The sequence below is a fragment of the Cupriavidus sp. 05N40 genome, assembly GCF_056397305.1.
The window spans coordinates 20017-46718 of the sequence record NZ_JBFTND010000076.1 but is presented as its reverse complement, the minus strand read 5'-3'; the positions used below and the strand labels follow the sequence as shown (position 1 = coordinate 46718).

The 26702-nt window shown below is 68.7% G+C and carries 19 protein-coding genes, 1 tRNA gene and 1 pseudogene; 12 read left to right on the top strand and 9 right to left on the bottom strand.

What is annotated here, in order from left to right:
• Positions 1-45 precede the first annotated feature (45 nt).
• Complete coding sequence (locus tag AC1DO7_RS18690) at positions 46-6111, top strand: hybrid sensor histidine kinase/response regulator (protein WP_477116430.1); 6066 nt, start codon at positions 46-48, stop codon at positions 6109-6111.
• 141 nt (positions 6112-6252) lie between these two features.
• Here AC1DO7_RS18690 and AC1DO7_RS18685 read toward each other — a convergent pair whose 3' ends face one another.
• From AC1DO7_RS18685 to AC1DO7_RS18675, 3 genes are all read right to left on the bottom strand, one after another.
• Positions 6253-7557 carry an MFS transporter gene (locus tag AC1DO7_RS18685; protein ID WP_477116429.1) on the bottom strand — a complete coding sequence of 435 codons (1305 nt, stop codon included), beginning with the start codon at positions 7555-7557 and terminating at the stop codon, positions 6253-6255.
• 214 nt (positions 7558-7771) lie between these two features.
• Positions 7772-8014 carry a hypothetical protein gene (locus AC1DO7_RS18680; protein ID WP_477116428.1) on the bottom strand — a complete coding sequence of 81 codons (243 nt, stop codon included), beginning with the start codon at positions 8012-8014 and terminating at the stop codon, positions 7772-7774.
• The gene (locus AC1DO7_RS18675; RefSeq protein ID WP_441612558.1) at positions 8007-9443 is read right to left on the bottom strand and encodes an aldehyde dehydrogenase family protein; all 1437 of its coding nucleotides are present in this window, start codon (positions 9441-9443) and stop codon (positions 8007-8009) included. The genes AC1DO7_RS18680 and AC1DO7_RS18675 overlap by 8 nt, the downstream gene beginning before the upstream one ends.
• A gap of 210 nt (positions 9444-9653) precedes the next feature.
• Here AC1DO7_RS18675 and ppa point away from each other — a divergent pair, with 210 nt between their 5' ends.
• A complete protein-coding gene (ppa, locus tag AC1DO7_RS18670) occupies positions 9654-10181 on the top strand; it encodes an inorganic diphosphatase (RefSeq protein WP_477116427.1) in 528 nt (175 codons plus the stop codon).
• Positions 10182-10349: 168 nt separating this feature from the next.
• Positions 10350-10931: a cytochrome b gene (locus AC1DO7_RS18665; RefSeq protein WP_441612557.1), complete on the top strand. Its 582-nt coding sequence runs from the start codon at positions 10350-10352 to the stop codon at positions 10929-10931.
• Between the two features lie 12 nt (positions 10932-10943).
• On the opposite strand, the gene AC1DO7_RS18660 is transcribed toward AC1DO7_RS18665, so the two are convergent.
• A complete protein-coding gene (locus tag AC1DO7_RS18660; RefSeq protein WP_441612556.1) occupies positions 10944-12215 on the bottom strand; it encodes a GNAT family N-acetyltransferase in 1272 nt (423 codons plus the stop codon).
• A gap of 192 nt (positions 12216-12407) precedes the next feature.
• On the opposite strand from AC1DO7_RS18660, the gene glnK reads away from it, so the two are divergent.
• Entirely contained in the window at positions 12408-12746 is a 339-nt protein-coding gene (gene glnK / locus AC1DO7_RS18655; RefSeq protein ID WP_006162803.1) for a P-II family nitrogen regulator, read from the top strand.
• Between the two features lie 437 nt (positions 12747-13183).
• Here glnK and AC1DO7_RS18650 read toward each other — a convergent pair whose 3' ends face one another.
• From AC1DO7_RS18650 to trxB, 3 genes are all read right to left on the bottom strand, one after another.
• Positions 13184-13825, bottom strand: coding sequence for a trimeric intracellular cation channel family protein (locus AC1DO7_RS18650; protein ID WP_477116426.1), 642 nt, complete (start codon positions 13823-13825; stop codon positions 13184-13186).
• A 13-nt stretch (positions 13826-13838) separates the two neighbouring features.
• The gene (locus AC1DO7_RS18645) at positions 13839-14513 is read right to left on the bottom strand and encodes a Smr/MutS family protein (protein WP_441612554.1); all 675 of its coding nucleotides are present in this window, start codon (positions 14511-14513) and stop codon (positions 13839-13841) included.
• Between the two features lie 122 nt (positions 14514-14635).
• Positions 14636-15583 (bottom strand): thioredoxin-disulfide reductase, encoded by a 948-nt coding sequence (trxB, locus tag AC1DO7_RS18640; RefSeq protein WP_441612553.1) that lies wholly within the window; start codon positions 15581-15583, stop codon positions 14636-14638.
• A 169-nt stretch (positions 15584-15752) separates the two neighbouring features.
• On the opposite strand from trxB, the pseudogene AC1DO7_RS18635 reads away from it, so the two are divergent.
• The 3 genes and pseudogenes from AC1DO7_RS18635 to AC1DO7_RS18625 all read left to right on the top strand — a co-directional run bounded on the left by AC1DO7_RS18635 (position 15753) and on the right by AC1DO7_RS18625 (position 19116).
• Positions 15753-17902 (top strand): annotated as a pseudogene (locus AC1DO7_RS18635) (DNA translocase FtsK).
• Positions 17903-18049: 147 nt separating this feature from the next.
• A complete protein-coding gene (lolA, locus tag AC1DO7_RS18630; protein ID WP_441612551.1) occupies positions 18050-18685 on the top strand; it encodes an outer membrane lipoprotein chaperone LolA in 636 nt (211 codons plus the stop codon).
• Positions 18686-18693: 8 nt separating this feature from the next.
• A complete protein-coding gene (locus AC1DO7_RS18625) occupies positions 18694-19116 on the top strand; it encodes a hypothetical protein (RefSeq protein ID WP_441612549.1) in 423 nt (140 codons plus the stop codon).
• Between the two features lie 53 nt (positions 19117-19169).
• On the opposite strand, the gene AC1DO7_RS18620 is transcribed toward AC1DO7_RS18625, so the two are convergent.
• Positions 19170-19841, bottom strand: a complete 672-nt coding sequence (locus AC1DO7_RS18620; protein ID WP_441612548.1) for a hypothetical protein — start codon at positions 19839-19841, stop codon at positions 19170-19172.
• 473 nt (positions 19842-20314) lie between these two features.
• Here AC1DO7_RS18620 and AC1DO7_RS18615 point away from each other — a divergent pair, with 473 nt between their 5' ends.
• From AC1DO7_RS18615 to AC1DO7_RS18595, 5 genes are all read left to right on the top strand, one after another.
• Positions 20315-21670, top strand: a complete 1356-nt coding sequence (locus AC1DO7_RS18615) for a replication-associated recombination protein A (RefSeq protein WP_441612547.1) — start codon at positions 20315-20317, stop codon at positions 21668-21670.
• Positions 21671-21826: 156 nt separating this feature from the next.
• A complete protein-coding gene (gene serS, locus AC1DO7_RS18610; protein ID WP_477116425.1) occupies positions 21827-23140 on the top strand; it encodes a serine--tRNA ligase in 1314 nt (437 codons plus the stop codon).
• An 80-nt stretch (positions 23141-23220) separates the two neighbouring features.
• Positions 23221-23310: transfer RNA gene (locus AC1DO7_RS18605), tRNA-Ser, on the top strand.
• A gap of 149 nt (positions 23311-23459) precedes the next feature.
• Entirely contained in the window at positions 23460-24323 is an 864-nt protein-coding gene (locus tag AC1DO7_RS18600; protein ID WP_441612545.1) for a DUF1653 domain-containing protein, read from the top strand.
• 17 nt (positions 24324-24340) lie between these two features.
• Positions 24341-25411, top strand: a complete 1071-nt coding sequence (locus AC1DO7_RS18595) for a phosphatase PAP2 family protein (protein ID WP_441612544.1) — start codon at positions 24341-24343, stop codon at positions 25409-25411.
• Here AC1DO7_RS18595 and paeA read toward each other — a convergent pair.
• Positions 25305-26618 (bottom strand): polyamine export protein PaeA, encoded by a 1314-nt coding sequence (paeA, locus tag AC1DO7_RS18590; protein WP_477116424.1) that lies wholly within the window; start codon positions 26616-26618, stop codon positions 25305-25307. The two genes, AC1DO7_RS18595 and paeA, sit on opposite strands and share 107 nt — an antisense overlap.
• Positions 26619-26702 lie beyond the last annotated feature (84 nt).

Sequence of the window (26702 nt, the reverse complement as noted above, 5' to 3'; positions counted from 1 at the left end):
GGGCCACGGACCGGCGCCACCGCATTGGACGCATTGGATGCAGTCATGTCATTGAATTTCCCTGTCTCGCGCGACGCCGCCGGCGCTGACCCGGCCCGGCAGGAAGCACCGGTTCCGGCAGCCCCGGGCGCCGACGCCGGTGCCGAACCCGCCGCCAGCCCCGTGGCGCGCGACCTTTCCGTGCTGGGTTGGCTGGCGCCGAGCCTGCGCGCCGCGCTGGACGATGCCGCGGCCGAACTGGGCCACTATGTCGACGAAGTGCAGCAGGCGCCCGAGGCGCTGGGCGCGCGCGACACCACTTCGCTGCGGCTGGCCGGCCAGCACCTGCACCAGGCCGCGGGCGCCGTGCATATCGTCGGCCTGCGTGGTGTGGACCCTTACTGCCAGGCGTTGCGCCGCCTGCTCGACGGCATCGACGCCGGCGCCGTGCCGGCCGATGCAAGGACCCTGGACGTGTTCCGCCTCGGCGTGCAGGCGCTGGCCGAGTACGTCGACGATCTGATGGCCGGCGACGACGAAGACCCGGTGCGCCTGTTCCGTTCCTACGCCGACGTGCTGGACCGGATCGGCGAAGACCGCGTGCATCCGGCCGACCTGTGGGTGGACGAGCTGCAGATGCTGCCGGGCATCGTGCTGCCGATGCGCATGGCTGCCACCGTCACGCGCGCGCGCCAGCGTTTCGAAGCGGCACTGCTCAAGGCGCTGCGCCTGCCGGTGCCTTGCCATGACGCGAGCCTGCTGCTCGAAGCCTACCTGCCGCTGGAGTCCGCGCTCGAAGACGTACGCGCCAGCGAGCAGGAATTGCGCCGCGCCACCGACCATCCGGATCGCGGCGTATGGCACGTGCTGGCACTGGTGTTCGGGGCGCTGGCCCACGGCCTGCTTGCCTCCGACCTGCTCGCCAAGCGCCTGGCGGGGCGTTCCCACCTGCTGCTGCGGCAGTACCTGCAAGGCCAGGTGCGCGTGCCGCAGGCGCTGCTCAACGACGCGGTCTACCTGCTTGTCACCACCACCGGCGCCGGCGCGGCAGTGCCAGCCGGCGAGACGGAAGCTCCAGCCGTGCTGGTGCTGCGCTCGGCCATCCGCGCGTGCCTGCAAGCGTTCCGCATCGACGCGGCGCACGCGGCGGTACACGCCGACTTCCGCGTGCGCTACTACGGCTGGCTCGATCCCATCGACACGCGCAACCTGCAGCAGGCCGCCGCCGCGATGGAGCGCGCAGCCGCCGATCCGCAGCACGGGGGCTGGCACGACGCCCTCGCCGCGCTGGCCGAGGCGGCGCAACCGCTGGCCCAGCCGGCACTGCTGCGCTGCCTGGACGCCGCCGCGCATCCCGCCCTGCTGGCCGATGGCACCGATACCACCGATGGTGCCGGCGGCGGCGACGACGCCATCGGCATCGGCGCCATCGCCCTGTTCCTTGGCCGCGCCCTGGCCTTGCCGTGGCGCGTGCATGGCAGCACCGGCCATGCGTGCGCTGCCGAGTTCGCGCATCGCTGCGACGAGCTGGCCGCCTATCTTGGCGCGCGCCGGCGCGGCGAGGCCGCCGTGCAAGCCCCGCGCTGGCTCATGCAGATGGTCGAGCAGGCCCGCGCGCAGCGGCTGCGCGAGGCCGCCGTGGCGCAGTTGCGCGGTCATCTCGACAGCGCCGAATCCTGGCTCGATGCATACGACCGCGACGCCACCCGTGGCGAGGCCGGCGCGCACCTGCGCGATGCCGATCGCGCGTTCGCCGCGCTCGGCGCCACGCTCGAACAGTTGCAGCAGGCCAACGCCCTGCCGCAGACGCTGCGTGACGAGGCGCTCGCCGTTGGCGTGGCGCTGYAGCGCGTGACGCTGTCGCTCGGCCTGCTGGCCGGCGCGCGCGCCGTGCAGGTAACGGACGCCGCCGAAGCCGACGCCGCCGGCGAGCGCGCCGGCTGGCTGGCCGCGATTGCCGGCGAGCTCGGTGCGGTGCATGCCTTTATCGACGCACTCGCATTCGGCCGCAGCAGCGCCGCCGCCAGCGCGCCGGATGCCAGCGCCGCCGGCGCCGCCAGCCTGGCCGGGGAGGGCGGCGCGTTGTCCCACGCGGCGCTGCTGGCCAATGCGCGCGCTGCCGCCAGCGAGGTGGTGCGCCACGCGCCCGCCGCCGACGCGCCTGAGGTCAAGGCGCTGCGCACGGCGCTGCAGGCGCTCGGCGAACAAGCCGCCATTGACGACGCGGCCAGCCTGCGCCGCCATGCCAACGAGGCCACTACCCAGCTCAATGCCTGGCTGGCCGGCTCCCACGGCGCGGGAGAGCGCCTGGTGGTGGCCCTGGCCGATACGCTGCCGTCCGCCGAGGCGAGCCAGCCCGCCACGCCGGCGCCGCCGGCGGCGACGGACAGTGCCGCCATCGACGCCGAGCTGCTGGACATCTTCCTTACCGAAGCCGACGAAGTGCTGGGCGAGGTTGCCAGCGACCTGCGCGGCGGCTCGGCGGCGCTGGCCGATACCGATACCGTCAGCCGCCTGCGGCGCGCTTTCCATACGCTCAAGGGATCGAGCCGCATGGTGGGCCTGCACCGCTAMGGCGAAGCGGCCTGGGCCATCGAGCAGGTGATGAACCTGTGGATCGCCGAGGCGCGCGGGCCGTCGAAGGCAGTGGTCGACCTGCTGCTGCGCGCGCACGACGAGCTGGCGGCATGGGTGACGGCGCTGCACGACAACCCGCTGGCCGCGCACGCGACCGCAGGCCTGCTGGCCGCGGCGCAAGCGGTGCGTGCCGGTGCGGACGCGGACGACGGACAGCAGGGACAGGATGGACAGGCGGGACAGGCACAGTCCGCGGCGCGCGAACCGGTGCGCGAGGCCGTGCAAGGCACCGCAGGCGAGGTGGCGAGCGAGATTGCGAACGAAGCAGAGAACCAGGCACCGGTCGATGCGTCGCTTAATGCGTCGGTCGCTGCGTCGGACGGCCTGCCCGCCGAGGCCACCGTCGCGGATGCCAAGGTCATTCCGTTCCGCTTCGCCAGCACGCCGGCCGAGCAGAGCGATCATTTCAAGCTGATCGGCCCGGTCCGCATCAGCTTGCCGCTCTACAACGTCTACCTGCAGGAAGCCGACGACCTGGTCCGCCAGTTCGCCACCGATGTCTCGGAATGGCACCACGAGGGCCGCCCGTGCCCGAGCGAACTGGCGCTGCGTGTTGCGCACACCCTGCAAGGCAGCGCCTCCACGGTAGGGCTCGAGCCGGTGCGTGCCATTGCCGAAGCGCTCGAACGCCTGATGCTGCAGCTTGGCGCGCATCCGGTGGCCATGCATCCCGGGGACTTCCGCTTGCTGGAGCAGGCGGTCGAGCGTGTACGCGGCATGCTGCACCAGTTCGCCGCGGGGATCTGGCCTGATGCCGACGAGGCGCTTTGCCGCAGCCTGGCCGAGCTCGGCGAGCGCGCCATGGTGCGCCCGCGCCTGGCGATGCCCGAGCCCGTCGGCCTGGCGCCGGAGGCGGAAGACGCGCCGGTCGCGCTGCTGTTCGGCAAGCTGCCGTCGGCGGCCGCTGCCGAGCCCGAGCAAGCTGGCGGGACGTCGCAGGCGCTTGCGAGCATTCCCTTTTCAGCTCCGGTGCTGGCTCCCCCCCTGGCGGCGCCGGAACCTGCGCCCGCCCCGGTGGCCGAACGCGCCGAGCAACCGCTCGATGCCGCGCTCGTCGAGATCTTCCTCGAAGAGGCGCATGGCAGCCTGCCCGAACTCGGCAAGCTGGTGCGCGGATGGGAAGCCGCCTCCGGTGATGGGCAGCACGCCAGCCACGCCGGCCTGATCCTGCGTGCACTTCATACGCTCAAGGGCAGTGCGCGCATGGCCGGTGCGATGGCGCTGGGCCAGGCCGCGCACGAGATGGAGACGCTGCTCGACGCCGCCGTGCGCGGTGACCGCGTCGGGCCGACGCTGTTCGTGCGCCTGTATGCCTGGTACGACCGCATCCTCGCGCATGGCGAGGCGCTGCAGGCCGGCCGTCTGCTGCCCGTGGACGATCCGGAGCTGGTCAATGCGACGGATGCCGGTAGCGACACCGTGGCGTCCGCGCCCGCCGACGCGCAGGCCGCGGACGCCGCGYCGCGCGCCCAGGCGCTGCCGCTGCCATTGAGCGTGGTGGGCGTGGGCACGCTGCCGCCCCAGCCTGCCGGTGGCGTGCCGGCCGTGGCCGACGCCGTCGAACGCCAGCRCGCGCTGGTGCGCGTGCAGGCGCGCACGCTCGACACGCTGATCACCGATGCCGGCGAAGTCGGCGCCACGCGCGCGCGGCTGGAGAGCGAGCTCGAAGCGCTGCGCAGCTATCTCGGTGAACTCAACGACAACGTGGGGCGCTTGCGTGGCCAGTTGCGCGAGATTGAAATCCAGGCAGAGTCTCAGATGGCTTCGCGCATCGCCGACGCCCAGCACRAGCAGGATTTCGACCCGCTCGAGTTCGACCGCTTCACACGCTTCCAGGAACTGACCCGGATGATGGCCGAGTCGGTCAACGACGTGGCCACGGTCGAGCAGAACCTGCAACGGGGTTTCGACCGTGCCGCGGGCGACCTCGATGCGCAGGCGCGTCTCACGCGCGGCCTGCAGCGCAGCCTGATGCAGGCGCGCATGGTGCAGTTCGACGCGCTGGCCGAGCGGCTATACCGCGTGGCGCGCCAGGCCGCCAGCGAGACCGGCAAGGAAGTGCGGCTGCTGATCAAGGGTGGCACCGTGGAGGTCGACCGCTCGGTGCTGGACCGCATGGCCGGCCCGATCGAACACCTGATCCGCAACGCGGTGGTGCACGGCATCGAATCCGCGCAGGCCCGCCGTGCGGCGGGCAAGCCGGCCACCGGGGCGCTTACCCTCGAAGTGCAGCAAGAAGGCAACGAGGTCGTGCTGCATTTCGTCGACGACGGTGGCGGCCTGGACCTGGCACGCATCCGTGCGCGCGCCATCGAGCGCGAGCTGCTGGCGCCGGACGACGACGCTGGCGAGGCTCGCCTGACCGAGCTGATCTTCTCGCCCGGCTTCAGCACCGCCGAGTCGGTCTCCGAACTCGCCGGCCGCGGCGTCGGCATGGACGTGGTGCGGGCCGAGACCGTGGCGCTGGGCGGGCGCATCGCGCTGTCCACGCAAGCCGGGCAGGGCACCCGCTTTACCGTGCACCTGCCCCTGACCACGGCGATCACGCAGGTGCTGCTGGTCACGCTGGGCGGGCGCCCGTTCGCTATCCCCAGCGGCATGATCGACCAGGTGCAGCAACTGCGCTCGCAGGGCCTGCTGGATGCCTATAACCGGGGCCGCCTCGACGCGCCCGGCGGCGAGGTACCGTTCCACTATTTCGGCACGCTCCTGGAAGAAGCCCCGGCGATCGCCGCGGGGCGCAAATACTCGCCCGTCGTGGTGGTGCGCAGCGGTGCCGAACGCATCGCCGTGCATATCGACGAAGTGATCGGCAACCGCGAAGTGGTGGTCAAGCACATCGGTCCGCACCTGGCACGCCTCGAAGGCATCGCCGGCGCCACCACGCTGGGCGACGGCGAGATCGTGCTGATCTACAACCCGGTCGTGCTGGCGCAGCGCTTCGTGCGCGAGCGCGGCGAACAGCCGCGCCTGACGGCGCCCGCGCTGGAGACGCAGGCGCGGCAGCCCGCGCTCGGCGCCGTGGCCGAGTTCGGCCAGGACGGCAGCGCGCCGGTGGCTGGCCTGGGCTCGCAGCCCACCATCATGGTGGTGGACGATTCGCTCACGGTGCGCAAGGTCTCGCATCGCCTGCTCACCCGCGCCGGCTACCAGGTCGTGCTGGCGCGCGACGGCGTGGACGCGCTGCGGCAGTTGCAGGAAGTGATGCCGGACGCCATGCTGGTGGATATCGAGATGCCGCATATGGATGGCTTCGACCTGACCCGCAATGTGCGCGCGGACGGCCGGACCGCGCATATGCCGCTGGTGATGATCACCTCGCGCACGGCGGAGAAGCACCGCCGCTATGCCGCCGAGATCGGCGTGAACGTCTACCTGGGCAAGCCGTACAACGAGGATGAACTGCTGACCACCTTGCACCACCTGCTGGGCGAGAGGGCGGCCGGGACGGCGGGTTCGGTGGCGGCAATGCTGGGGGAAAACACGGGGAGCTGACGGGGCGGCGCAGAGGCGCCTGCCCGACCCGGCAGCTTGCGCCCGGGCCGCTCGCAGTGCCCGACGATGGTCACGCCCTCTCCGCGCATGGGGAGAGGGGCGCAGGCCGCGGACATTGCATCCGCCGCCAGGCGCGTCGTCCTACTTGTTCACCATCTTCGCCGGCACCGACAAAGTCAGCGCGGCGCCAGCCACCAGGCAGGCGGCCAGCAGGTACATGCCCGAATCCGTGCTCYGCGTCAGATCCTTGAGCCAGCCMACCGCATACGGGCTGATGAAGCCAGCCAGGTTGCCCAGCGAATTGATCAGCGCGATTCCCGCAGCCGCTCCGGTACCTGCCAGGAAGGCTGTCGGCAGGCTCCAGAACAGCGGCAGCGTGGTCAGGATGCCGATGGTGGCCAGCGTGAGCCCGAGCAGGGCCAGCGTGGTATTGGCGTGCCAGTACACCGACAACAGCAAGCCGAGCGCGCCCAGCAGGGCGGGGATGGCGATATGCCAGCGGCGCTCGCGGCTGCGGTCGGCGCTGTAGGCCACCAGCACCATGCCGATCACCGCGCAGCCGTAGGGAATGGCGGTGAGCAGGCCGATGTCGAACGGGTTTTTCACGCCGGTCTGCTTGATGATGGTGGGCAGCCAGAAGCTGACGCCGTACAGCCCCATCACGAAGCAGAAATAGATCGCGCTCATCAGCCACACGCGCGGGCTGGTCAGCACCTGGCCGACCGGCGCGTCTTCCTTGTGCATGTCCTCGTTGGCGATATTGCGCTGGAGCAGCGCTTTCTCGTCGTCGCTGAGCCACTTGGCGTGGGCGATGCGGTCATCCAGGTAGGCCAGCACCAGCAGCCCCACCAGCACCGAGGGCACGCCTTCGATCAGGAACATCCACTGCCAGCCGGACCAGCCGTTGTGGYCGTCGAAGGCCTGCATCACCCAGCCCGACAGCGGGCCGCCGATCACGCCGGACAGGGCGATGGCGGTCATGAAGAAGGTGGTGGTGCGCCCGCGCCGGTGGGCCGGGTACCAGTAGGTCAGGTAGAGGATGATGCCGGGAAAGAAGCCCGCTTCCGCGATGCCCAGCAGGAAGCGCAGCACGTAGAACATGGTCGGGGTGGTGACAAACATCATCGCCCCCGAGATCAGTCCCCAGGTGATCATGATGCGTGCGATCCAGATGCGCGCGCCCACCTTGTGCAGGATGACGTTGCTCGGCACCTCGAACAGGAAGTAGCCGATGAAGAAGATGCCGGCGCCCAGCCCGTAGATGGTCTCGCTGAACTTGAGGTCGTTGAGCATCTGCAGCTTGGCGAAGCCCACGTTGACGCGGTCCAGGTAGGCCACGACGTAGCAAAGCAGCAGGAAGGGCACCAGGCGCCAGCTGACCTTGCGGTAGGTGGCGTCCTCGAAGGCGGTGCCTGCGGCACCGGGATGTACTGCGGTCGTTGTCATGCTGTCTCCTCTTGGATTTACTCTCTGTGATTGCACGAATACCGCGGGATGGGGCGCCGCCTGATGCGCGCGGCGCCGGGAAACTGGCCTGAAGGCTTGCCTTGCAGGCTGGTCGGGAAGGGACGCGACGCTGCTCTGGCCAGGCGTGCGGCCAGCGGGCCGTGCACCGTCACAAGGCGGCGCAACGACGCGAGAATCCCTTCCGGACGCGCTGCTAGTGGGCGAAGGGGCCGCGGCCGCGCAGGGCGTTGGCCGTCATCATCAATGCCAGCAGGAAAGGCAGCGCCACGTAGAGGCACCAGTGCACGCGGTCGCCCAKGGTGTCGCCCCACTTGCGCTTGAAGACCTGCAGGCGCGGCATGGCCGACGGGTTGGTGGCGCGCTTGTTTCTGACGTGCCACGCCATCCAGAAGAAGAAAATGGCGAAGGCGACCGACAGGAAGTTGATATTACCCATGTTGAATTGCGATGGTTTTCAGTGTGGTGAATCCGTACAGGGCCTCGAAGCCCTTTTCACGGCCGTAGCCTGACTGCCCGCTGCCGCCGAAGGGCAGTTCCACCCCGCCGCCGGCACCGTAGTTGTTGATAAAGACCTGGCCCGCGCGCAGCTTGTGCGCCAGCCTCAGCTGGCGCGCGCCGTCGCGCGTCCAGACGCCGGCGACCAGGCCGTAGGGCGTGCCGTTGGCCAGGGCAATGGCTTCGGCCTCGGTGTCGAAGGGCGTCGCCGCCAGCAGCGGGCCGAAGACTTCTTCCTGCGCCAGCCGGTGCGAGGGGGGCACGTCGCGGAACAACATCGGCACCTGGTAGTAGCCGGATTCCGGCGCTTCGGCCACGATCTGGCCCTGCGCCATGGCGGCGATGCCGGCATGCTGCGCGTCGGAGACGAAATCCCATACGCGTTGCTGCTGCTTGCGGCTGATCAGCGGGCCGCATTCCAGGTCCAGCGCCGACGGCCCCACGCGCAAGGACTCGAACACCGTGGCAAGGCGGTCGAGCACGGCGTTGTAGAGCGGGCGCTCCACCAGCACGCGGCTGCCCGCCGAGCAGGTCTGGCCGGCGTTCTGCACGATGCCGTTGACGATGACCGGCACCAGTGCGTCGAGGTCGGCATCGGCGAATACGATCTGGGGCGACTTGCCGCCGAGTTCCAGCGTCACCGGGACGTGGTTCTCGGCTGCCATCTGCGCGATCAGCTTGCCGGTCTGCGGCGAACCGGTGAAGGAGATGTGGTTGATGCCGGGATGGCGCGCCAGCGCGGCGCCGGCTTCATGGCCGTAGCCGGTGACGATGTTCAGTGCGCCCTCGGGCAGGCCGGCCTCGGCGGCCAGTTCCGCCACGCGCAGCAGCGACAGGCAGGCATCCTCGGCGGGCTTTACCACGCAGGCATTGCCGGTGGCGAGCGCCGCGCCGACACTGCGCCCGAAGATCTGCAGCGGGTAGTTCCACGGGATGATGTGGCCGGTCACGCCATGCGGCTCGCGCACCGTCAGCACGGTGTAGCCGGGCTGGTAGGGAATGGTCTGGCCGTGCAGCTTGTCGACCGCGCCGGCATAGAACTCGAAGTAGCGCGCCACGGCGCGCGCATCGGCGGCGGCCTGGCGCAGGGGCTTGCCGGTGTCGCGCGCTTCCAGCGCTGCCAGTTCGGCCTCGTGCTCGATCAGGATCAGCGCCACGCGGTTGAGCAGGCGCACGCGCTCGGCCGGCGCCATGGCGCCCCAGGTGCCCTCGGCGGCCTGGCGGGCGGCACGGACGGCCACATTGATGTCGACGGCGTTGCCGCGCGCGATCTCGGCGAAGGGTTCGCCGCTGGAGGGGTCGAAGACCTTGATGCGCATGCCGGAATCCGGCGCGATCAGGCGGTTGGCAACGAAATGCTGGGCATGCATTGGTGGGGCTCCGGCTGGATGCGACTGCCGCCGGGTGGCTGGCGGTGCGCCTGTCGATGCGTGGTTCGGACAATTCGCCATTATCACTCACCGCGCGAGACGCGCAAGGCACGCGCGGCGCGCAAGACGTCGGGGCCGGGTCAGCTCCGGGTCAGCTTTGACCCGTTATAATGCCCGCCATCCACAAACACAGGCATCTGGAGAACTCGCATGAGCTTCAACCTCGTCTCCCCGGGCAAGGACATCCCCAACGATTTCAACGTCATCATCGAGATCTCCGCCCAGAGCGATCCGGTGAAGTACGAGGCCGACAAGGAAACCGGCCTGCTGTTCGTCGACCGTTTCATCGGCACCGGCATGCGCTATCCGGCCAACTACGGCTTCATCCCCCAGACCCTGTCGGGCGACGGCGACCCCGTCGACGTGCTGGTGCTGTCGCCGTTCCCGATCCTGGCCGGCGCGGTAGTGCGCTGCCGCGCGCTGGGCATGCTGAAGATGACCGACGAGTCCGGCGTGGATGCCAAGCTGGTSGCCGTGCCCSTGGACAAGCTGTCGCCGGCCACCGCCTTCATGAAGGGCCTGTCSGACGTGCCGCARAACMTGCTSGACCAGATCAAGCACTTCTTTGAGAACTACAAGGCGCTCGAAGCCGGCAAGTGGGTCAAGGTCGAAGGCTGGGCCGGCATCGAGGAAGCCCACAAGGAAATCACCGACGGCGTGGCGAACTACAAGAAGTAAGCCCTGCCACCGGCGCGGCACCGGCGGCCATGCGTGCATGGCCGTTTCCGGTACCGGACCCAACCCGCTGCGGCGGGTTTTTTTGTCGCCGTGGCCTTGATCAGGGCCAAGTACGGCTCGGTGCCGCCAAGTTAAGCTTCAGGCATATACCAGACGGAGCCTTGTCCCATGAACGCGATCTCCCCCACCTCGGCGTTGCCCGCGGCACGGCGCTATGCCGCTCCTGCCCTGTTCTTCCACTGGGCTGTCTTCCTGCTGATTGCCGTCGCCTATGCTGCGATCGAGCTGAAGGGCTTCACGGCACGCGGCAGCGCCGCCCGCTTCGCGGCCATGGCAGCGCACGAATGGGCCGGCGTGCTGGTGCTGGCGCTGGCTGTTCCCCGCCTGCTGTGGCGCCTGCTGCGCGGCGCGCCGGCACCCGAACCCGGCCCGCGCTGGATGCGGCTGGCGGGCGCCGCCATGCACCTGGTGCTCTACCTGTTTATCTTCGCGCAGCCGCTGCTAGGCCTGCTGACGGTCAATGCCGCCGGCCACGTGCTGGCGCTGCCGGCGCTGGGCCTGGAAGTGCCTGCGCTGATCGCGCCGGATCCGGCCCTCAAGGGCACGTTCAAGGAGATCCACGAGACCCTCGGCACCGCCTTCTACACCGTGATCGGGCTGCATGCGCTGGCGGCGCTGTTCCACCATTACATGCTCGGCGACGACACGCTGCGGCGTATGTGGCGCAGGCGCGCAGGCCTGGCCCGCTAGCGCCCGTCGGCCTCAGCCGCGGGCGAACGGCGTACGGTCGTTGAGTTCGTCGAGATAGGCGTCGATGCCCTGGCGCTCGCGCTCCAGGAAGCGCTCGACCGCATCGGCAAAGGACGGATGCGCCAGCCAGTGGGCCGAGCGCGTCGCCACCGGCAGGAAGCCCCGCGCCATCTTGTGCTCCCCCTGGGCGCCGCCCTCGAAGGTGCGGATGCCTTCGGCGATGCAGAATTCCAGCGGCTGGTAGTAGGCGGTTTCGAAATGCAGGCAGGGATGGTGTTCGAGCGCGCCCCAGTAGCGCCCGAACAGCGCGCTGCGGGCCGGGTCGGCATCGTAGACCACCAGCGAGGCGGCGATCGGCTTGTCTTCGCGCTCGGCTATCACCAGAAGCAGGTTCTCCGGCATTGCCGCGCCGATGCGCAGGAAGAAGTCCAGGTTCAGGTAGGGCGTGGAATGGTGTTCGCGGTAGGTCTGGCGATAGCAGCGATGGAAGAAGCGCCAGGCCTGTTCGTCGATTTCGTGGCCGCGCAGCTGGTGCAGGCTGATGCCGGCCTCTGCCACGCGGCGCCGCTCGGCGCGGATGTTCTTGCGCTTCTTCTGCGACAGCGTGGCCAGGAAGGCCTCGAAGCTCTCGTAGCCGGGGTTGGTCCAGTGGAACTGCACGCCATGGCGCATCAGCATGCCGGCGCCGTCCATCAGCGCGGCCTCGTCCTCGTCCGGGAACAGCACATGCAGCGAAGACAGCTGGCTCTGCTCGGCCAGCGCCAGCGCCGTCCGGAGCAGCAGGCGGCGCTCGCCTTCGTCGCGCGCCAGCAGGCGCGCGCCCTGCACCGGGGTGAACGGGATCGCGCACAGCAGCTTGGGATAGTAGGGCAGGCGGTGCTGGGCGTAGGCGTCGGCCCAGGCCCAGTCGAACACATATTCCCCATAAGAGTGCGACTTGGCGTATAGCGGCATGGCGGCGGCGAGGCGTTCGCCGTCCTGGCTGCCACCATCGTCATGCGCCGCCCACAGGGTCAGGTAGCGCGGGCTCCAGCCGGTTTCGTCGCAGGCGCTGCCGCTGGCGTGCAGGGCATGCAGGAAGGCGTGGCGCAGGAACGGCGTGGCGCCGGGCTGGGCGGATACCAGGCGGTCCCATTCGGCCGCCGGGATCTCCGCCAGATCGGAAACGATCTGCGTGCGATAATCCCCCGTCCGCCTGGGTTCCTGTCCGTCTTGTGCCGAAGCCGCCCCCGTGGCGCCGCCGGCGGGATGGTCCGGGCCGGGCTTGCAAGATTCCGACTGCATTGCGCTAGATTCACTCACCATTTTGCCTGCCGGCCGAGTCTACCGGAAACGGGCGGGTGGTGCAGCGCGGCATGCGGGTGGCCGGCAAGGCCGGGCGAGTTGGCCGGAGCGCCGTGGTGCGCCAGCCAACACCCCCGTCCCGGCCGCCGGGCTAGAATCTCTCACTAACCAACGACAAGACAAGGGGCCAACATGAAGCAGATTACCGCCATCATCAAACCGTTCAAGCTGGACGAAGTGCGCGAGGCGCTGGCAGACGTGGGCGTCACCGGGCTGACGGTTACCGAGGTGAAAGGCTTTGGCCGCCAGAAGGGGCATACGGAGCTGTACCGTGGCGCCGAGTACGTGGTCGACTTCCTGCCCAAGATCAAGATCGAGGTGGTGGTGGCCGAGAACCAGCTCGACACCGTGCTGGACGCCATCGTCAAGGCCGCCCACACCGGCAAGATCGGCGACGGCAAGATCTTCGTGACCGAGATCGAGCGTGTCATCCGCATCCGCACCGGCGAGCAGGACGAAGCCGCGGTCTGAGTTCACGGGGTTGAGCTCGAGGGTGTCTTTGGCGTGTGTGCTTCAAAGTCAAAGGCTTTCGCGCCCCCGGCGCGACCTACTTTCTTTTGTCCGAAAAGAAAGTAGGCCAAGAAAGCGGACTGCCTTGCCGGCAGGGGCAGAAACGTTGGGGTTTCTGGTGTTTCTGGTTTCGGGGTGGGGCCTTTGGTTCTGCTTTGTTCCGCCGGTACCGGTGCGGGCGGCCACTGATCTGCGGATGTCGTTGGTTTCGGGGTCAGGCCTATGATGGCGGGCGCACTGCCTGTTCGGGCATCTGCCGTTACCGGCGCTGGCCGCTACGACATAGCGCCCTCATGGTTTCGTGGTGGGCGTGGTGGACGGTGCACTGGTGTCAGCAGTTTAAGTCCGGCCGCGGGGCGCAGGCGCATCGGGCCGGCACGGTTCGAAGTTGACGCCCCTTAGCTCGGCAGCTTCCAGCCGAAGCGCACCGACAGCAGGCGCGTCGCCGTGATGGTGATCGCGCCCGCCAGCAGCGCCACTTCCTGGTCGGCCCGCAGCCAGGTCAGGCCGATATAGACCCAGCAGCCCACGAAGGCGCAGGTGKCGTAGGGCGAGCGGTCGCGCAGGATCATCGGCACCTCGTTGCACAGCACGTCGCGCACCACGCCGCCGAACACCGAAGAGATGATGCCCATCATGACCGCGACGGTCGGGGTCATCTGCGCCACCAGCGCCAGCGAGGTGCCGGTGACCGAGAACAGCCCCAGGCCGATCGCGTCGGCCGTGATCATGGTGCGCTCGGAGGCCACGCGGCTGACCACCCGCAGCACCAGCGAGGCGCTCAGCGAGAGCAGGAAGATCAGGATCACGTAGCCTTCGTGGTCGACCCAGTAGAAGGGCCGCCGGTCGAGCAGCACGTCGCGCACCGTGCCGCCGCCGAAGGCCGTGGCGAACGCCACCACGAAGGTGCCCACGGCATCGAAGCGCTGCTTGCGCGCATCGACCACGCCGGAGATGGCGAAGGCCAGCACGCCCGTGACTTCCATCACATGCAGGATGAGGGGCAACCGCCCCATCAGGAGATCGAGCGGCAGGTGCATCGTGCGCGCGCGATCAGGCGTGCGGCTGGCGCAGCAGCACCATCAGCGCGCCGGCACCGCCTTCGGCGCCGCGCGCCTGCACGAATGCCAGCACTTCTTCCTTCTGCACCAGCCAGCTGCGCACCTTGCCCTTGAGCACGGGGGTCTTGTCCGGCGAGCCGTTGCCCTTGCCGTGGATCACGCGCACGCAGCGCACGCCACGCTTGACCGAGCGCCGCACGAACTCGGCCAGCGCCTCGCGCGCCTCGTCGCTGCGCAGGCCGTGCAGGTCGATCTTGTCCTGCGGCACCCATTCTCCGCGGCGCAGCTTCTTTACCACGTCGATGCCGATGCCGGGGCGGCGGAACGACAGCGTCTCGTCGGTATCGAGCAGGTTTTCGACGTCGAATTCGTCGGAAAGCGACGCGGCCAGCACGGCCTTGTCGTCGAGCTGGGTCTGCACCGGCACGGGCGCGGGATGCTTCGGCGCGGGCGTGACGCGGTTGCGGTCGCGCAGCGTGTTGACGTTGCCCACGCTGCTGCGGAACACATCGGCCTCCTCGCGGGCGCGCTGCGCCGCTGCCTCGGCTTCGCGGCGCTCGGCTTCGCGTCGCTCGGTGTCGGCCTTGAGGGAATCGCGCAGGCCGGACAGGTTGGTCAGGTCGAAACGCTTGGGCTGGCTGGCGGGTTTCTTGGCGCCATGCGGCATGGGGGCTTCTCCGGAAGGCTCGGGCTGGTCTCGGGGTGATTATAGGGGAGGCGGGGTAAACGGAAAAAGGGCGCCGGCAAGCCGCCGGCGCCCCCTTGCTGGTGCGCCTGCCGGCGCGCAGCTTACTGCAGCGCTTCCACGTAGCGCTGCGCGTCGAGCGCCGCCATGCAGCCGGTGCCGGCGCTGGTGATGGCCTGGCGGTAGACGTGATCCTGCACGTCGCCCGCGGCGAACACGCCCGGGATGCTGGTGGCGGTGGCATCGCCGGCCAGGCCGGTCTTGGTCACGATGTAGCCGTTGTGCATGTCGAGCTGCCCTTCGAACAGGTCCGTATTGGGCTTGTGGCCGATGGCAATGAACACGCCCGCCAGCTTGAGCTCTTCCACCTTGTCGGTCTGCGTGCTGCGCACCTTGAGGCCGGTCACGCCGGAATCATCGCCCACCACCTCGTCCAGCACGGTGTTGTAGCGGATTTCGATACGGCCTTCCTTCTCGCGCTGGCGCAGGCGGTCGACCAGGATCGGCTCGGCACGGAACTTGTCGCGGCGGTGCAGAAGGGTGACCTTGCTGGCGATATGCGACAGGTAGAGGGCTTCTTCCACGGCGGTGTTGCCGCCGCCGACCACGGCGACTTCCTGGTTCTTGTAGAAGAAACCATCGCAGGTGGCGCAGGCCGACACGCCGCGGCCCATGAAGCTCTCTTCGGAGGGCAGGCCAAGGTACTGGGCCGAGGCGCCGGTGGCGATGATCAGCGAGTCGCAAGTGTATTCGCCRGCATCGCCGACCAGGCGGATCGGGCGCTCCGTCAGCTTGGCCGTGTGGATGTGATCGAAGATGATTTCGGTGTTGAAGCGCTCGGCATGCTCCAGGAAGCGCTGCATCAGTTCCGGGCCTTGCACGCCGTTGGCGTCGGCGGGCCAGTTTTCCACGTCGGTAGTGGTCATCAGCTGGCCGCCCTGGGCCAGGCCGGTGATCAGCACGGGCTGCAGGTTGGCGCGGGCCGCGTAGACGGCGGCGGTATAGCCGGCGGGGCCGGAACCGAGAATCAGCACTTTTGCGTGTTTGGCCATGATGCTTTCCTGTGGCCGGTGCACCTTGCTGCGCACCAGCATGAATCGAAACCAGCATTATAAGTGGACCGGCGTTTGCTCACTGTTGCAAATTCCAATGAGAGCGATAGCCCCGGCCAAGGTTAAAATGGCCGCCACGACAACCCTTAGACGGCAACCCAGACCAGGCATGGCCCGAGCTACCACCACCACCCGTACCGACCCATCCGCGCTGCCTTCGCGCATCGGCAAGCTGCTGGGCGAGGTGCGCTGGTTCCTGCTGCTGGCYGTYACRCTSGSCTTCGTSTGCRTSCTGGCCAGCTACAGCAAGGCSGAYCCCGGCTGGTCKCACGCCARCCAGGTRGCCGATATCCACAACCTGGGCGGCCGCGTGGGCGCCTGGCTGGCCGACGTGCTGTTCTTCGTCTTCGGCTTTTCCGCCTACTGGTGGGCGGTGCTGCTGGTGCGGCGCTGCTGGCGCGGCTGGCGCGCCCTGACCGCCGAGCTGCCCGAGCGCACCAGCGAGGCGCGCCAGGGCCTGGTGGTGAGCTGGATCGGCTTCGGCCTGGCGCTGACCGCCAGCATGGGGCTGGAGGCCATCCGCATGTATCCGCTGCGCTCGGCGCTGCCGCGCGCCCCGGGCGGCGTGCTGGGCGACCTGCGGACCGCATCATCGGCGAGGCCGCCAAGGTCGAGCGCACCGAGACCGTGGAAGTGCAGCGGGTCAAGATCGAGGAGGCGGTGCCGGTGCAGATCGTGCGCCCGCAGGCCGTGCCCAAGCACGAGCGCGTGGAGCGCGAAAAGCAGCAGCCGCTGTTCGCCGATATCCAGGACTCCGACCTGCCGCCGCTGGCGCTGCTCGACCCGATCCCGGCGCACCAGGAAACCGTGAGCGCCGAAACGCTCGAATTCACCTCGCGCCTGATCGAGAAGAAGCTCAAGGACTTCGGCGTCGAGGTCAAGGTGGTGGCGGCCTATCCGGGCCCGGTCATCACCCGCTACGAGATCGAGCCGGCCACCGGCGTCAAGGGCAGCCAGGTGGTCAACCTGGCGCGCGACCTGGCGCGTTCGCTGTCGCTGGTGTCGATCCGCGTGGTCGAGACCATTCCCGGCAAGAACTACATGGGGCTGGAGCTGCCCAATCCCAAGCGCCAGACCGTGCGGCTGTCCGAGATCCTCGGCTCGCAGGTCTACAACGAAAGCGCGTCGATGCTGACCATGGCGCTCGGCAAGGACATCGCCGGCAAGCCGATGGTGGCCGACCTGGCCAAGATGCCGCACTGCATGGTGGCCGGCACCACGGGCTCGGGCAAGTCGGTCGGCATCAACGCCATGATCCTGTCGCTGCTGTACAAGGCCAAGGCCGAGTCGGTGCGGCTGATCCTGATCGACCCCAAGATGCTTGAAATGAGCGTCTACGAGGGCATCCCGCACTTGCTGTGCCCGGTGGTCACCGACATGCGCCAGGCCGGCAACGCGCTGAACTGGTCGGTCGGCGAGATGGAGCGGCGCTACAAGCTGATGAGCAAGCTCGGCGTGCGCAACCTGGCCGGCTACAACAAGAAGATCGACGAAGCCGCCGCGCGCGAGGAGAAGATCCCCAACCCGTTCAGCCTGACCCCGGACGCGCCCGAGCCGCTCGACAAGCTGCCGGTCATCGTCATCGTCATCGACGAGCTGGCCGACCTGATGATGGTGGTGGGCAAGAAGGTGGAAGAGCTGATCGCGCGCATCGCGCAGAAGGCGCGCGCCGCCGGCATCCACCTGGTGCTGGCCACGCAGCGCCCGTCCGTGGACGTCATCACCGGGCTGATCAAGGCCAACGTGCCGACCCGCATCGCCTTCCAGGTCAGCAGCAAGATCGATTCGCGCACCATCCTCGACCAGCAGGGCGCGGAGGCGCTGCTCGGCATGGGTGACATGCTGTACCTCGCGCCCGGCACCGGGCTGCCGATCCGCGTGCACGGCGCCTTTGTCTCCGACGAAGAAGTGCACCGCGTGGTGGATAAGCTCAAGGAGGGCGGCGAAGCCAACTATATCGAGGGCATCCTCGAAGGCGGGCTGGCCGAGGGTGATGCCGGCGGCGACAGCATGGGTGGCGGCGCCGGTATCGGCGGTGGCGGCGGCGAAGCCGATCCGCTCTACGACCAGGCCGTCGAAGTGGTGCTGAAGAACCGCCGGGCCTCGATCTCGCTGGTCCAGCGCCACCTGCGCATCGGCTACAACCGCGCCGCCCGCCTGCTCGAGGACATGGAGAAGTCCGGGCTGGTCTCGGCCATGTCGGGCAACGGCAACCGGGACATCCTGGCCCAGCCGGGGGCCGCGCGCGAAGACGACTGAGGCGGCGCGGGTAATATGCACTTGGGTAACATGCAGTTACGCAAGATGCACCCGGTTGCGGAATCCGCGCCGCGCCTGCCGCTCTAACCGTTCATGCGGCGCCGTCGCCCCGGCGCGGCGGCACCTCCACCAAGCAAGGACAAATACATGCGAAACCGCTTTCTCGTGTCGGCATGCGCCGCCTTGGTCATGTCGCTGGCAGTGCCGGCGGCCATGGCGGCCGGCGTCGACCAGCTCCAGAGCTTCGTCGCCAGCGTCAAGAGCGCGCGCGGCGAATTCACCCAGCGCCAGGTCAAGGGGCAGGGCGACAGCCTCAAGGTCACCGGCACCTCCAGCGGCACCTTCGCCTTCGCGCGCCCGGGCAAGTTCACGTGGCGCTATATCAAGCCCTACGACCAGCTACTGCAGGCCGATGGCCAGACGCTCTACATCTACGACAAGGACCTGAACCAGGTCACCGAGCGCAAGCTCGACGGGGCGCTGGGCTCGAGCCCGGCGGCGATCCTGTTCGGCAGCAATGACCTGGAGAAGAACTTCGTGGTGAAGAACGGTCCGGCGCGCGACGGCGTGGAGTGGATCGAACTGACGCCGAAGGCCAAGGACACGCAGTTCGAGCGCATCGGCATCGGCTTCAAGAGCGGCAACCTGGAAGCGATGGAGCTGCGCGACGCGTTCGGCAACACCACGCTGCTGACCTTCAGCGCGATGCAGAAGAATCCCTCGCTGCCCGCCGATACGTTCCGGTTCACGGTGCCCAAGGGTGCCGATGTGATGAAGCAATGAGGCGACGCATGCATACCGTTCTTTCTTTCCGGCCGGCCCTGCGCCGCGCGGGCGCCAGCGTCGGCGCGGCAGCGGCCATGCTGCTCGCGGCCTGCGCCGGTCCTGGCGGCGCCAGCAAGCATTTCGATGTCGATGCGTTCCTGCGGGCCTCCGACACGGCCTTGCCCGAAGTGCTCTCCAACCCCGATTTCCTCTCCGCCACGCAGGCGCCGGCCAACGATTGCGCCGTGCTGCTGCAATCGGTCAGCAGCGGCGTGCTGGAAGGCTTGCCGGCGACCGGCAGCGGGCGCGGTCCGGCCTGGCTGCTGCATCCGGCCGGCGCGCCGGACAAGGTGTGGCTGGTGGTGAGCAAGGCCAGCGGCGAGCGGACCTGCCATGGCCCGTTGCCGGCCGATGCGATGAAAGCCCTGGCGGCGCGCGCCGGCGGCTGAGGCAGGGCGGGCGGCTCACGGCGGCAGAAGATGGCGGCGCGAGCCGCCATTTTTCATGGCTTGGGCGCGGGCTTCGGCCTGGGCTTCGTGCTGCCGGGCGCGGCTGCCTTGCCATCTTCCACGGGTCGGAAGCGCAGCTTGGCGCCGCGTTCCTTGTGGCGCTCGAACATCAGCTTCAGTTGCTCGCGCCGCCGCACATGCATATGGCCAACGGTGCCGTCGGCATAGGGCAGTTTGGCAATCACGCCGCCTGCCGTGTGCTTGGCCAGCAGTTCGTCGAGCGCCTGCCGTGCGCGCACCTGCGCCTGGAGCAGCGCGTCGGCCGGATTGGCGCGCGCGCGCGTCAGGTCGTACGGCAGCTGCACCGGGCCGGCCAGCTGGCGCAGCATGGCGCGGATCTCGGGGCTGTCGAGTTTCGCTTCGTGCAGTATCCAGGCCGCGTCGTGGCGCAGCCACGGCTCGGGGTCGCGCAACTTGCGCAGCAGCGCCTGGCGCAGGTCTGCCTGGCGGTAGCCGTGGGCACGCCGTACCGCGTTCAGCGCGATGCGCCTGACGTGGCCGTTGCCGTGCTCGAACAGGTCCGCCACCAGGCGTTCCACCATGCCGGGCTTTTCGATCTGCTCGGCGATCTGGCCGGCGAGGGCGATCTCGTCCACTGCGCTGATCCGCTCATGCGCGGACATCCGGCTCAGCTTGAACACGAGCATGCGGTAACGAAGCTGCATAACACTCCCTGGAGACCAGAAAACGCTGCGGAACGCGCGCCGGGCAGGATTGCGCCCGGCACGGTCATGGTGCGGCGCGAAGCGGGCCGGTGGCGGCGGGGACCGGTTGACGCGCAAAACGGCGCGTGCGAGAGGGGAGGCCTCGGGCTAAAGGAATATCGGCACGGCGGTCCCCGACTTTAGCGCCCGGCCATGGGACTACCTGCCGAACTTCACGGCGATCGGCTATGCCATGCCCTTGTCGGGCGGGCGCCGTGAGCGCCTGGCGCACGCGCGTCGGCAGCGAGCGCGCCGGCGTGCTGGAGGCCTTCGTGCGCAACGAGCGCGCGCCAAGGTGGGGCGTTCCAGGGCGTCCCGGAGAGCTGCGCCAGGGGGGGTCGCCCGGGCCGCCTGCCGCGATGGTCTACACTGTCGGGTTCCGGGGCGCCGCGGCCCGCCGTGCGCGCCCGCCCTGACCATGAGGCCTGATTACCGTGGCGGACACGCTGTTCTCCGAAGCTCCCGACCGTTCCCAGCAACCGCTGGCCGAGCGCCTGCGCCCGCGCAATATCGACGAGGTCATCGGCCAGCAGCACCTGCTGGGCGCCGGCAAGCCGCTGCGCGTGGCCTTTGCCTCCGGCGAGCCGCATTCCATGATCCTGTGGGGTCCGCCCGGCGTGGGCAAGACCACGCTGGCGCGGCTCATGGCCACCGCCTTCGACGCCGAGTTCATCGCGCTGTCGGCGGTGCTGTCCGGCGTCAAGGATATCCGCGAGGCGGTGGAGCGGGCCGAGCAATACCGTGCCCACGGCCGCCGCACGCTGGTGTTCGTCGACGAAGTGCACCGCTTCAACAAGAGCCAGCAGGATGCCTTCCTGCCGCACGTGGAAAGCGGGCTGTTCACCTTTATCGGCGCCACCACCGAGAACCCCTCGTTCGAGGTCAATGGCGCCTTGCTGTCGCGCGCCGCCGTCTACGTGCTCAAGAGCCTCGACGATGCGGAGCTGACGCAACTGGCCCGGCGCGCCAGCGAGGAACTGGGTGGCCTGCAATGGGAGGACGAGGCACTGGCGCTGACCGTGGCTTCTGCCGACGGCGACGGCCGCAAGCTGCTCAACAATATCGAGATCGTGGCGCGCGCCGCGCGCAATGCCGGCGCCGTCATCGTCGACACTGCGCTGCTCGGCAGCGCCCTGTCGGAAAACCTGCGCCGCTTCGACAAGGGCGGCGATGCCTTCTACGACCAGATCAGCGCGCTGCACAAGTCGGTGCGCGGCTCCGATCCGGATGCCACGCTCTACTGGTTCTGCCGCATGCTCGACGGCGGCGCGGACCCGCGTTATCTCGCCCGCCGCATCGTGCGCATGGCATGGGAAGACATCGGCCTGGCCGATCCGCGTGCCGCCCGCATCACGCTCGACGCGGCCGAGACCTACGAGCGCCTGGGTTCGCCCGAAGGGGAGCTCGCGCTGGCCCAGGCCCTGGTGTACCTGGCGGTGGCGCCGAAGTCCAATGCGGGCTACAACGCCTACAACGCGGCGCGCGCCTTCGTCGCCAAGGACAAGTCGCGCGGCGTGCCGGTGCACCTGCGCAACGCGCCGACCAAGCTGATGAAGGAACTCGGCCACGGCCACGCCTACCGCTATGCGCATGACGAGCCGGAGGCCTACGCCGCCGGCGAACATTATTTCCCGGACGACCTCAAGCGCCAGGGCTGGTACCAGCCCACCCCGCGCGGGCTGGAGGGCAAGATCGCCGACAAGCTGCGGCATCTGCGCGATCTGGACGCGCAGTGGCTGCGCCAGCAGGGCAAAGGCAAGGGCAAGGACGGCGACGGCGGGGCGCAGTAAGGCGTCGGCGCCGGCACCGGGCCGGCTGTCCCGCGGAACAGCGGCCGTGCGGCCGGCCTGTTCCGCGCCGGCCGGATCGGCGTGCCGCCCGGCCGGTGCAGTAAAATGGCGGGTCCGCCGGCATGTCGCTGGCCCAGCACCCTCCACACAAGCAACATGCTAGACATCCAGCTGTTCCGCAAAGACATCGACGCCGTGGCGCAACGCCTTGCCGCACGCGGTTTCCAACTCGACGTAGCGGCCTTCCAGGCACTCGAAGCCGAGCGCAAGCAACTGCAGACCCAGACCGAGGAACTGCAGGCGCGCCGCAACAGCCTGTCCAAGCAGATCGGCATGCTCAAGGGCAAGGGCGAGGACGCCTCGGCCGTGATGGCGGAAGTCGGCGGCATCGGCGACGCGCTCAAGGCCTCGGCCGCGCGCCTGGAGGAGATCCAGGCCCAGTTGTCCGAGCTCATGCTGGCCATTCCCAACCTGCCGCACGAAAGCGTGCCGGTGGGCCGCGACGAAAGCGAGAACGTGGAAGTGCGCCGTGTCGGCACGCCGCGCAGCTTCGATTTCGCGGTGAAGGACCATGTCGACGTGGGCGAACGCCTCGGGCTCGATTTCGAGACCGCGACCAAGGTCACCGGCTCGCGCTTCGCCATGCTGCGCGRCGGCGTCGCGCGCATGCACCGTGCGCTGGTGCAGCTGATGCTGGACACGCACACGCTCGAGCACGGCTATACCGAGATGTACGTGCCGTACATCGTCAATGCCGCCTCCATGCGCGGCACCGGCCAGTTGCCCAAGTTCGAGGAAGACCTGTTCAAGGTGYCGCGCAAGGTTGGCGGCGAGAGCAGCGAAGGTGGCGAGCGCACCGAGAACTTCTACCTGATCCCCACCGCCGAGGTGCCGCTGACCAATATCGTGCGCGACGCCATCGTGGCCGGCGACGATCTGCCGCTGCGCTTCGTCGCCCACACGCCTTGCTTCCGCTCGGAAGCCGGCTCCTACGGCCGCGACACGCGCGGCATGATCCGCCAGCACCAGTTCGACAAGGTGGAACTTGTGCAGGTGGTGACGCCCGAGCAATCGTTCGATGCGCTCGAGCAGCTCACCGGCCACGCCGAGGCCATCCTCAAGAAGCTCGACCTGCCGTACCGCACCATCGTGCTGTGCACCGGCGACATGGGCTTCGGCAGCACCAAGACCTACGACCTGGAGGTGTGGATCCCCGCGCAGAACACCTATCGCGAGATCAGCTCCTGCTCGAACATGGGCGACTTCCAGGCGCGCCGCATGCAGGCCCGCTTCCGCGCGGGGCAGGGCAAGCCGGAACTGCTGCACACGCTCAACGGCTCCGGCCTGGCCGTGGGCCGCACGCTGGTGGCGATCCTGGAGAACTACCAGAACGCCGATGGCTCGCTGACGGTGCCGGCCGCGCTGCAGCCGTATCTGGGCGGCCTGACGCGCCTCGAACCCGAAGCGTAAATTTTCTCGCGCAAAGGGCTTGCGGTCGTGATGGACTTCACCCTATAATCTTGTTCTTCGCGACACGCGACCAAGTTACCGGAGAGGTGGCAGAGTGGTCGAATGTACCTGACTCGAAATCAGGCGTACCGGCGACGGTACCGTGGGTTCGAATCCCACCCTCTCCGCCAGCAGTAAGCAAAACCCCACGATTCCTCACCGGATCGTGGGGTTTTTGCTTTGGGGCAGCGCCCGGCATTCCGGCGAAGGCCAGGGCGCGATGCCGCGCGAACGATGCCCTATCATGTCGTTGCACCGAACCGGACCGCCTCTCCTCTCCATGACCCAGCCTGCTTCCCCATCTTCCAGTCCCGCCCACGCCGGCACGCCCGACGACTTCCTGCCGGGCATGCCATACCGCCATTACAAGGGCGGCGCCTATGCCATCGCGGGGCTCGGTCGTATCGAATCGGACCTCTCGCGCGTGGTGGTGTACGAGTCGATGCGCGACCGCACCGAATTGTGGGTGCGGCCGCTGGACGTCTTCACCGAAGCCGTGGCGACGCCGCAAGGCACGCAGCCGCGCTTCGCGCCGGACTGGCCGGTGGCGCTGGCCTGCCTGGATTTCCTGCCGCGCGCGGCGGTGCTGCAGGTGCTGGCCTGCTACGACGCCCCGTATCGTCGCTATCACGACCGCCGGCATGTGCTCGAGATGTTCGAGGTGGCGCAGGCGCGCGGTATCGCGCTCTCGCCTGCGCAGGCGCTGGCGGTGCTGTTCCATGACGCGGTCTATGTGCCGGGATGCGAGCACAACGAGGCCGCCTCGGCGGCGCTGATCGAGACCATGGCCAGCGGCGTGGAGGCGCAGGCGATGGCGCTGGCCGCGCGCATCGTGATGGATACCTGCGGGCATCATGCCTCGGTACCGGAATCGGGGGTCGTGCTGGACCTGGACCTCCATCGCCTGGCCGCGCTGCAGCCGCAATTCGATGGCTATACCGACGCCGTGTTCGAGGAGAACCGCGCCTTGCTGGCCAATCGTTCCGGCTTGTCCGGCGAGCCCTTGCATGCGGCGTTCCTGCAGCGACGCATTGCCTTCCTGCAGGCGATGGCCCGGCGCGACCGCCTCTTCCTCACCCCGGCCTTTGCCGATTGCGAGGCGCCCGCGCGCGCCAATATCGCGCGCATGGCCGCGGCGGGCTGAATCCGGTGGAGGCTGCCATGGTCGCCGCTCCTGCTCCCTGGCTGACACCGGGCACCGCGCTGGGCGTGGTAGGCCTGCTGGCCGTGTTCGCGCTGCTGGCGCTGTGCGTGGTGCGCGGCCTGCTGCTGGCGATCCGGCCGCTGGTGCGCCGGCTCGACGGCGCTCGCCTGCGCGGGCGCGAAGCGCTGCGCGCGCGATCCGCGCACGCATGGCCGCGCGTGGCGCGCCTGCTGGAGCGCGATATCGCCGAGCTGCTCCTGCTGGTCCTGGCCGGCGTGCTGCTGCTGGCCTGCGGCGCCGCGCTGCTGTGGCTGGGCACGTCGATCGCGCACGGCGCGCCGCTGGTGCGGCTCGACCACGCCGTGTTCGCGCAGTTGCGCGCGTGGCAGCAGGACTGGCTCGATACGGCCATGGTGGCCATCACCGAGCTCGGCGGCGCGCGCGTTTCCGTGGCGGTGGGGGTGACGGTGTTCGCATGGCTGGCGTGGCGTCGGGCCTGGGTGGCCGCCGCTTACTGGGTGGGCGCGCTGGTGGGCGCGCGCGCCTGCGTGATGGTGCTCAAGCTGGTGCTGGAGCGCAGCCGCCCGGCCAGCATCTACGGCGGCCTGGAGTCGTTTTCGTTTCCCAGCGGCCACGCCACCAGCAGCATGGTGACCTACGGCTTCCTGGCCTTCCTGCTGTGCCTGCGCCAGCCGTGGCGCATACGCATGCCGGTGGTGGCGCTGACGGCGGTCGCGGTGACGCTGATCTGCCTGTCGCGGCTGTACCTGGGCATGCACTGGCTGTCGGACGTGCTGGCCGGCTGCGCGCTGGGTCTTGCCTGGATCGTGCTGCTGGGTTGCGCATACCTGACGCTGCACGCGCCGGAGCGCCTGGCGCCGCTGCGCCTGGGCGCGGCCGCCGCGGCCGCGGTGCTGGTGGTGGGGACGTGGATCCTGGTGTTCCAGCTCGCCGGGACGGTGGAGCGCTACCGCCGCGCGCTCACGGCTGGAACGGCGCCGCCGGCGGCAGCTTCGAAACCAGGAGCTGGTCGATCTTGTGATGGTCGATGTCCAGCACTTCAAAGCGATAGCCCGCCACCTCGATGAATTCCGACTTCTTCGGGATGCGCTTGAGCGAGTAGATTACCAGCCCGGCGGCGGTGTCGACATAGTCCTCGCCGGGCAGCTCGTCGAGCTCCAGCGCCTTCTTCAGGTCCACCAGCGGCGTCACGCCGTCCACCAGCCACGAGCCGTCGTCGCGCCGCACGATCTGTTCGTCTTCGCTCGAGTAGATGATGTTGCCCATCAGCGCGCCGACGATATCGTCCAGCGTGACGATGCCCACCACCAGCCCGTACTCGTTCATCACCACCGCGAAGCTCTGGTGCATCTCGCGAAAGCGCGTGAGCGCCTCGGTGAGGGTCAGCGTGTCGGGGATCACCAGCACGTTCTTGTCGTGGTGCTTGCCGATATTGCCGATGTTGCCGATCACGCYGGTGGAATCGTCGGCCAGGAACATCTGCAGGATGTCCTTCGAATCGATGTAGCCCAGCACGTCGTCGAGGTTGTGCCCGCACACCGGGTACTGCGCATGCGGATGGTTGACTAGCTTGCGGCGCAGGCTGTCGGCGGGCTCGTCCAGGCCGATGTAGACCACATCGTCGCGCGGCGTCATCACCGCGGTGACGTTCTTGGCGTCCAGTTCGAACACGTTTTCGATCAGGTGGATCTCGTGCTTGTGCAGCACGCCGGCTTCCGCGCCGGCGTCCACCATGGCGGCGATGTCTTCCGATGTGATCTGGTCGATCTGCTTGGTGGGCAGGCCGAACATGCGCAGGGTGGCGTCGGCCGTGGCGTTGAACACCCAGACCAGCGGCTTGAAGATCTTGATCATGGTCAGCATGGGCCCGATCACCAGCAGCGCGCAGGGCTCGGGGAAGCTCATGGCGATACGCTTGGGGATCAGGTCGGCGAACTGGATGAACAGCAGCGTGACCACCAGGAAGGAACCGACGTTGGCGATCTGCCCGGCGACCGGCGCCTCGAAGTAGGGCAGCAGCGCCGAGTGCAGCAGGTCGGACACGTGCTTCTCGCCGACGATACCGGCGAGGATGGCCACGCTGTTGACGCCGATCTGCACGATGGTGAAGAAATTGCCGGGCTCCTCCTTGAGCAGCATGATCTTGGTGGCGCGGCGGTCGCCGCGCTCGGACAGCGTCTGCAGCTTGGTGCGGCGCGATGCGGTCAGCGCGATCTCGGAAGTCGAGAAGAAGGCGCTGACCAGGATGAGCAGAAGCAGGATTAGGGCAAACATAGGACTCGGGAAGCACCAGATGGGCGCCTCAGGCGCTCTGATAATGGTGCACGGCGCATATTGCTGTCAAATTTCACGGCTTGC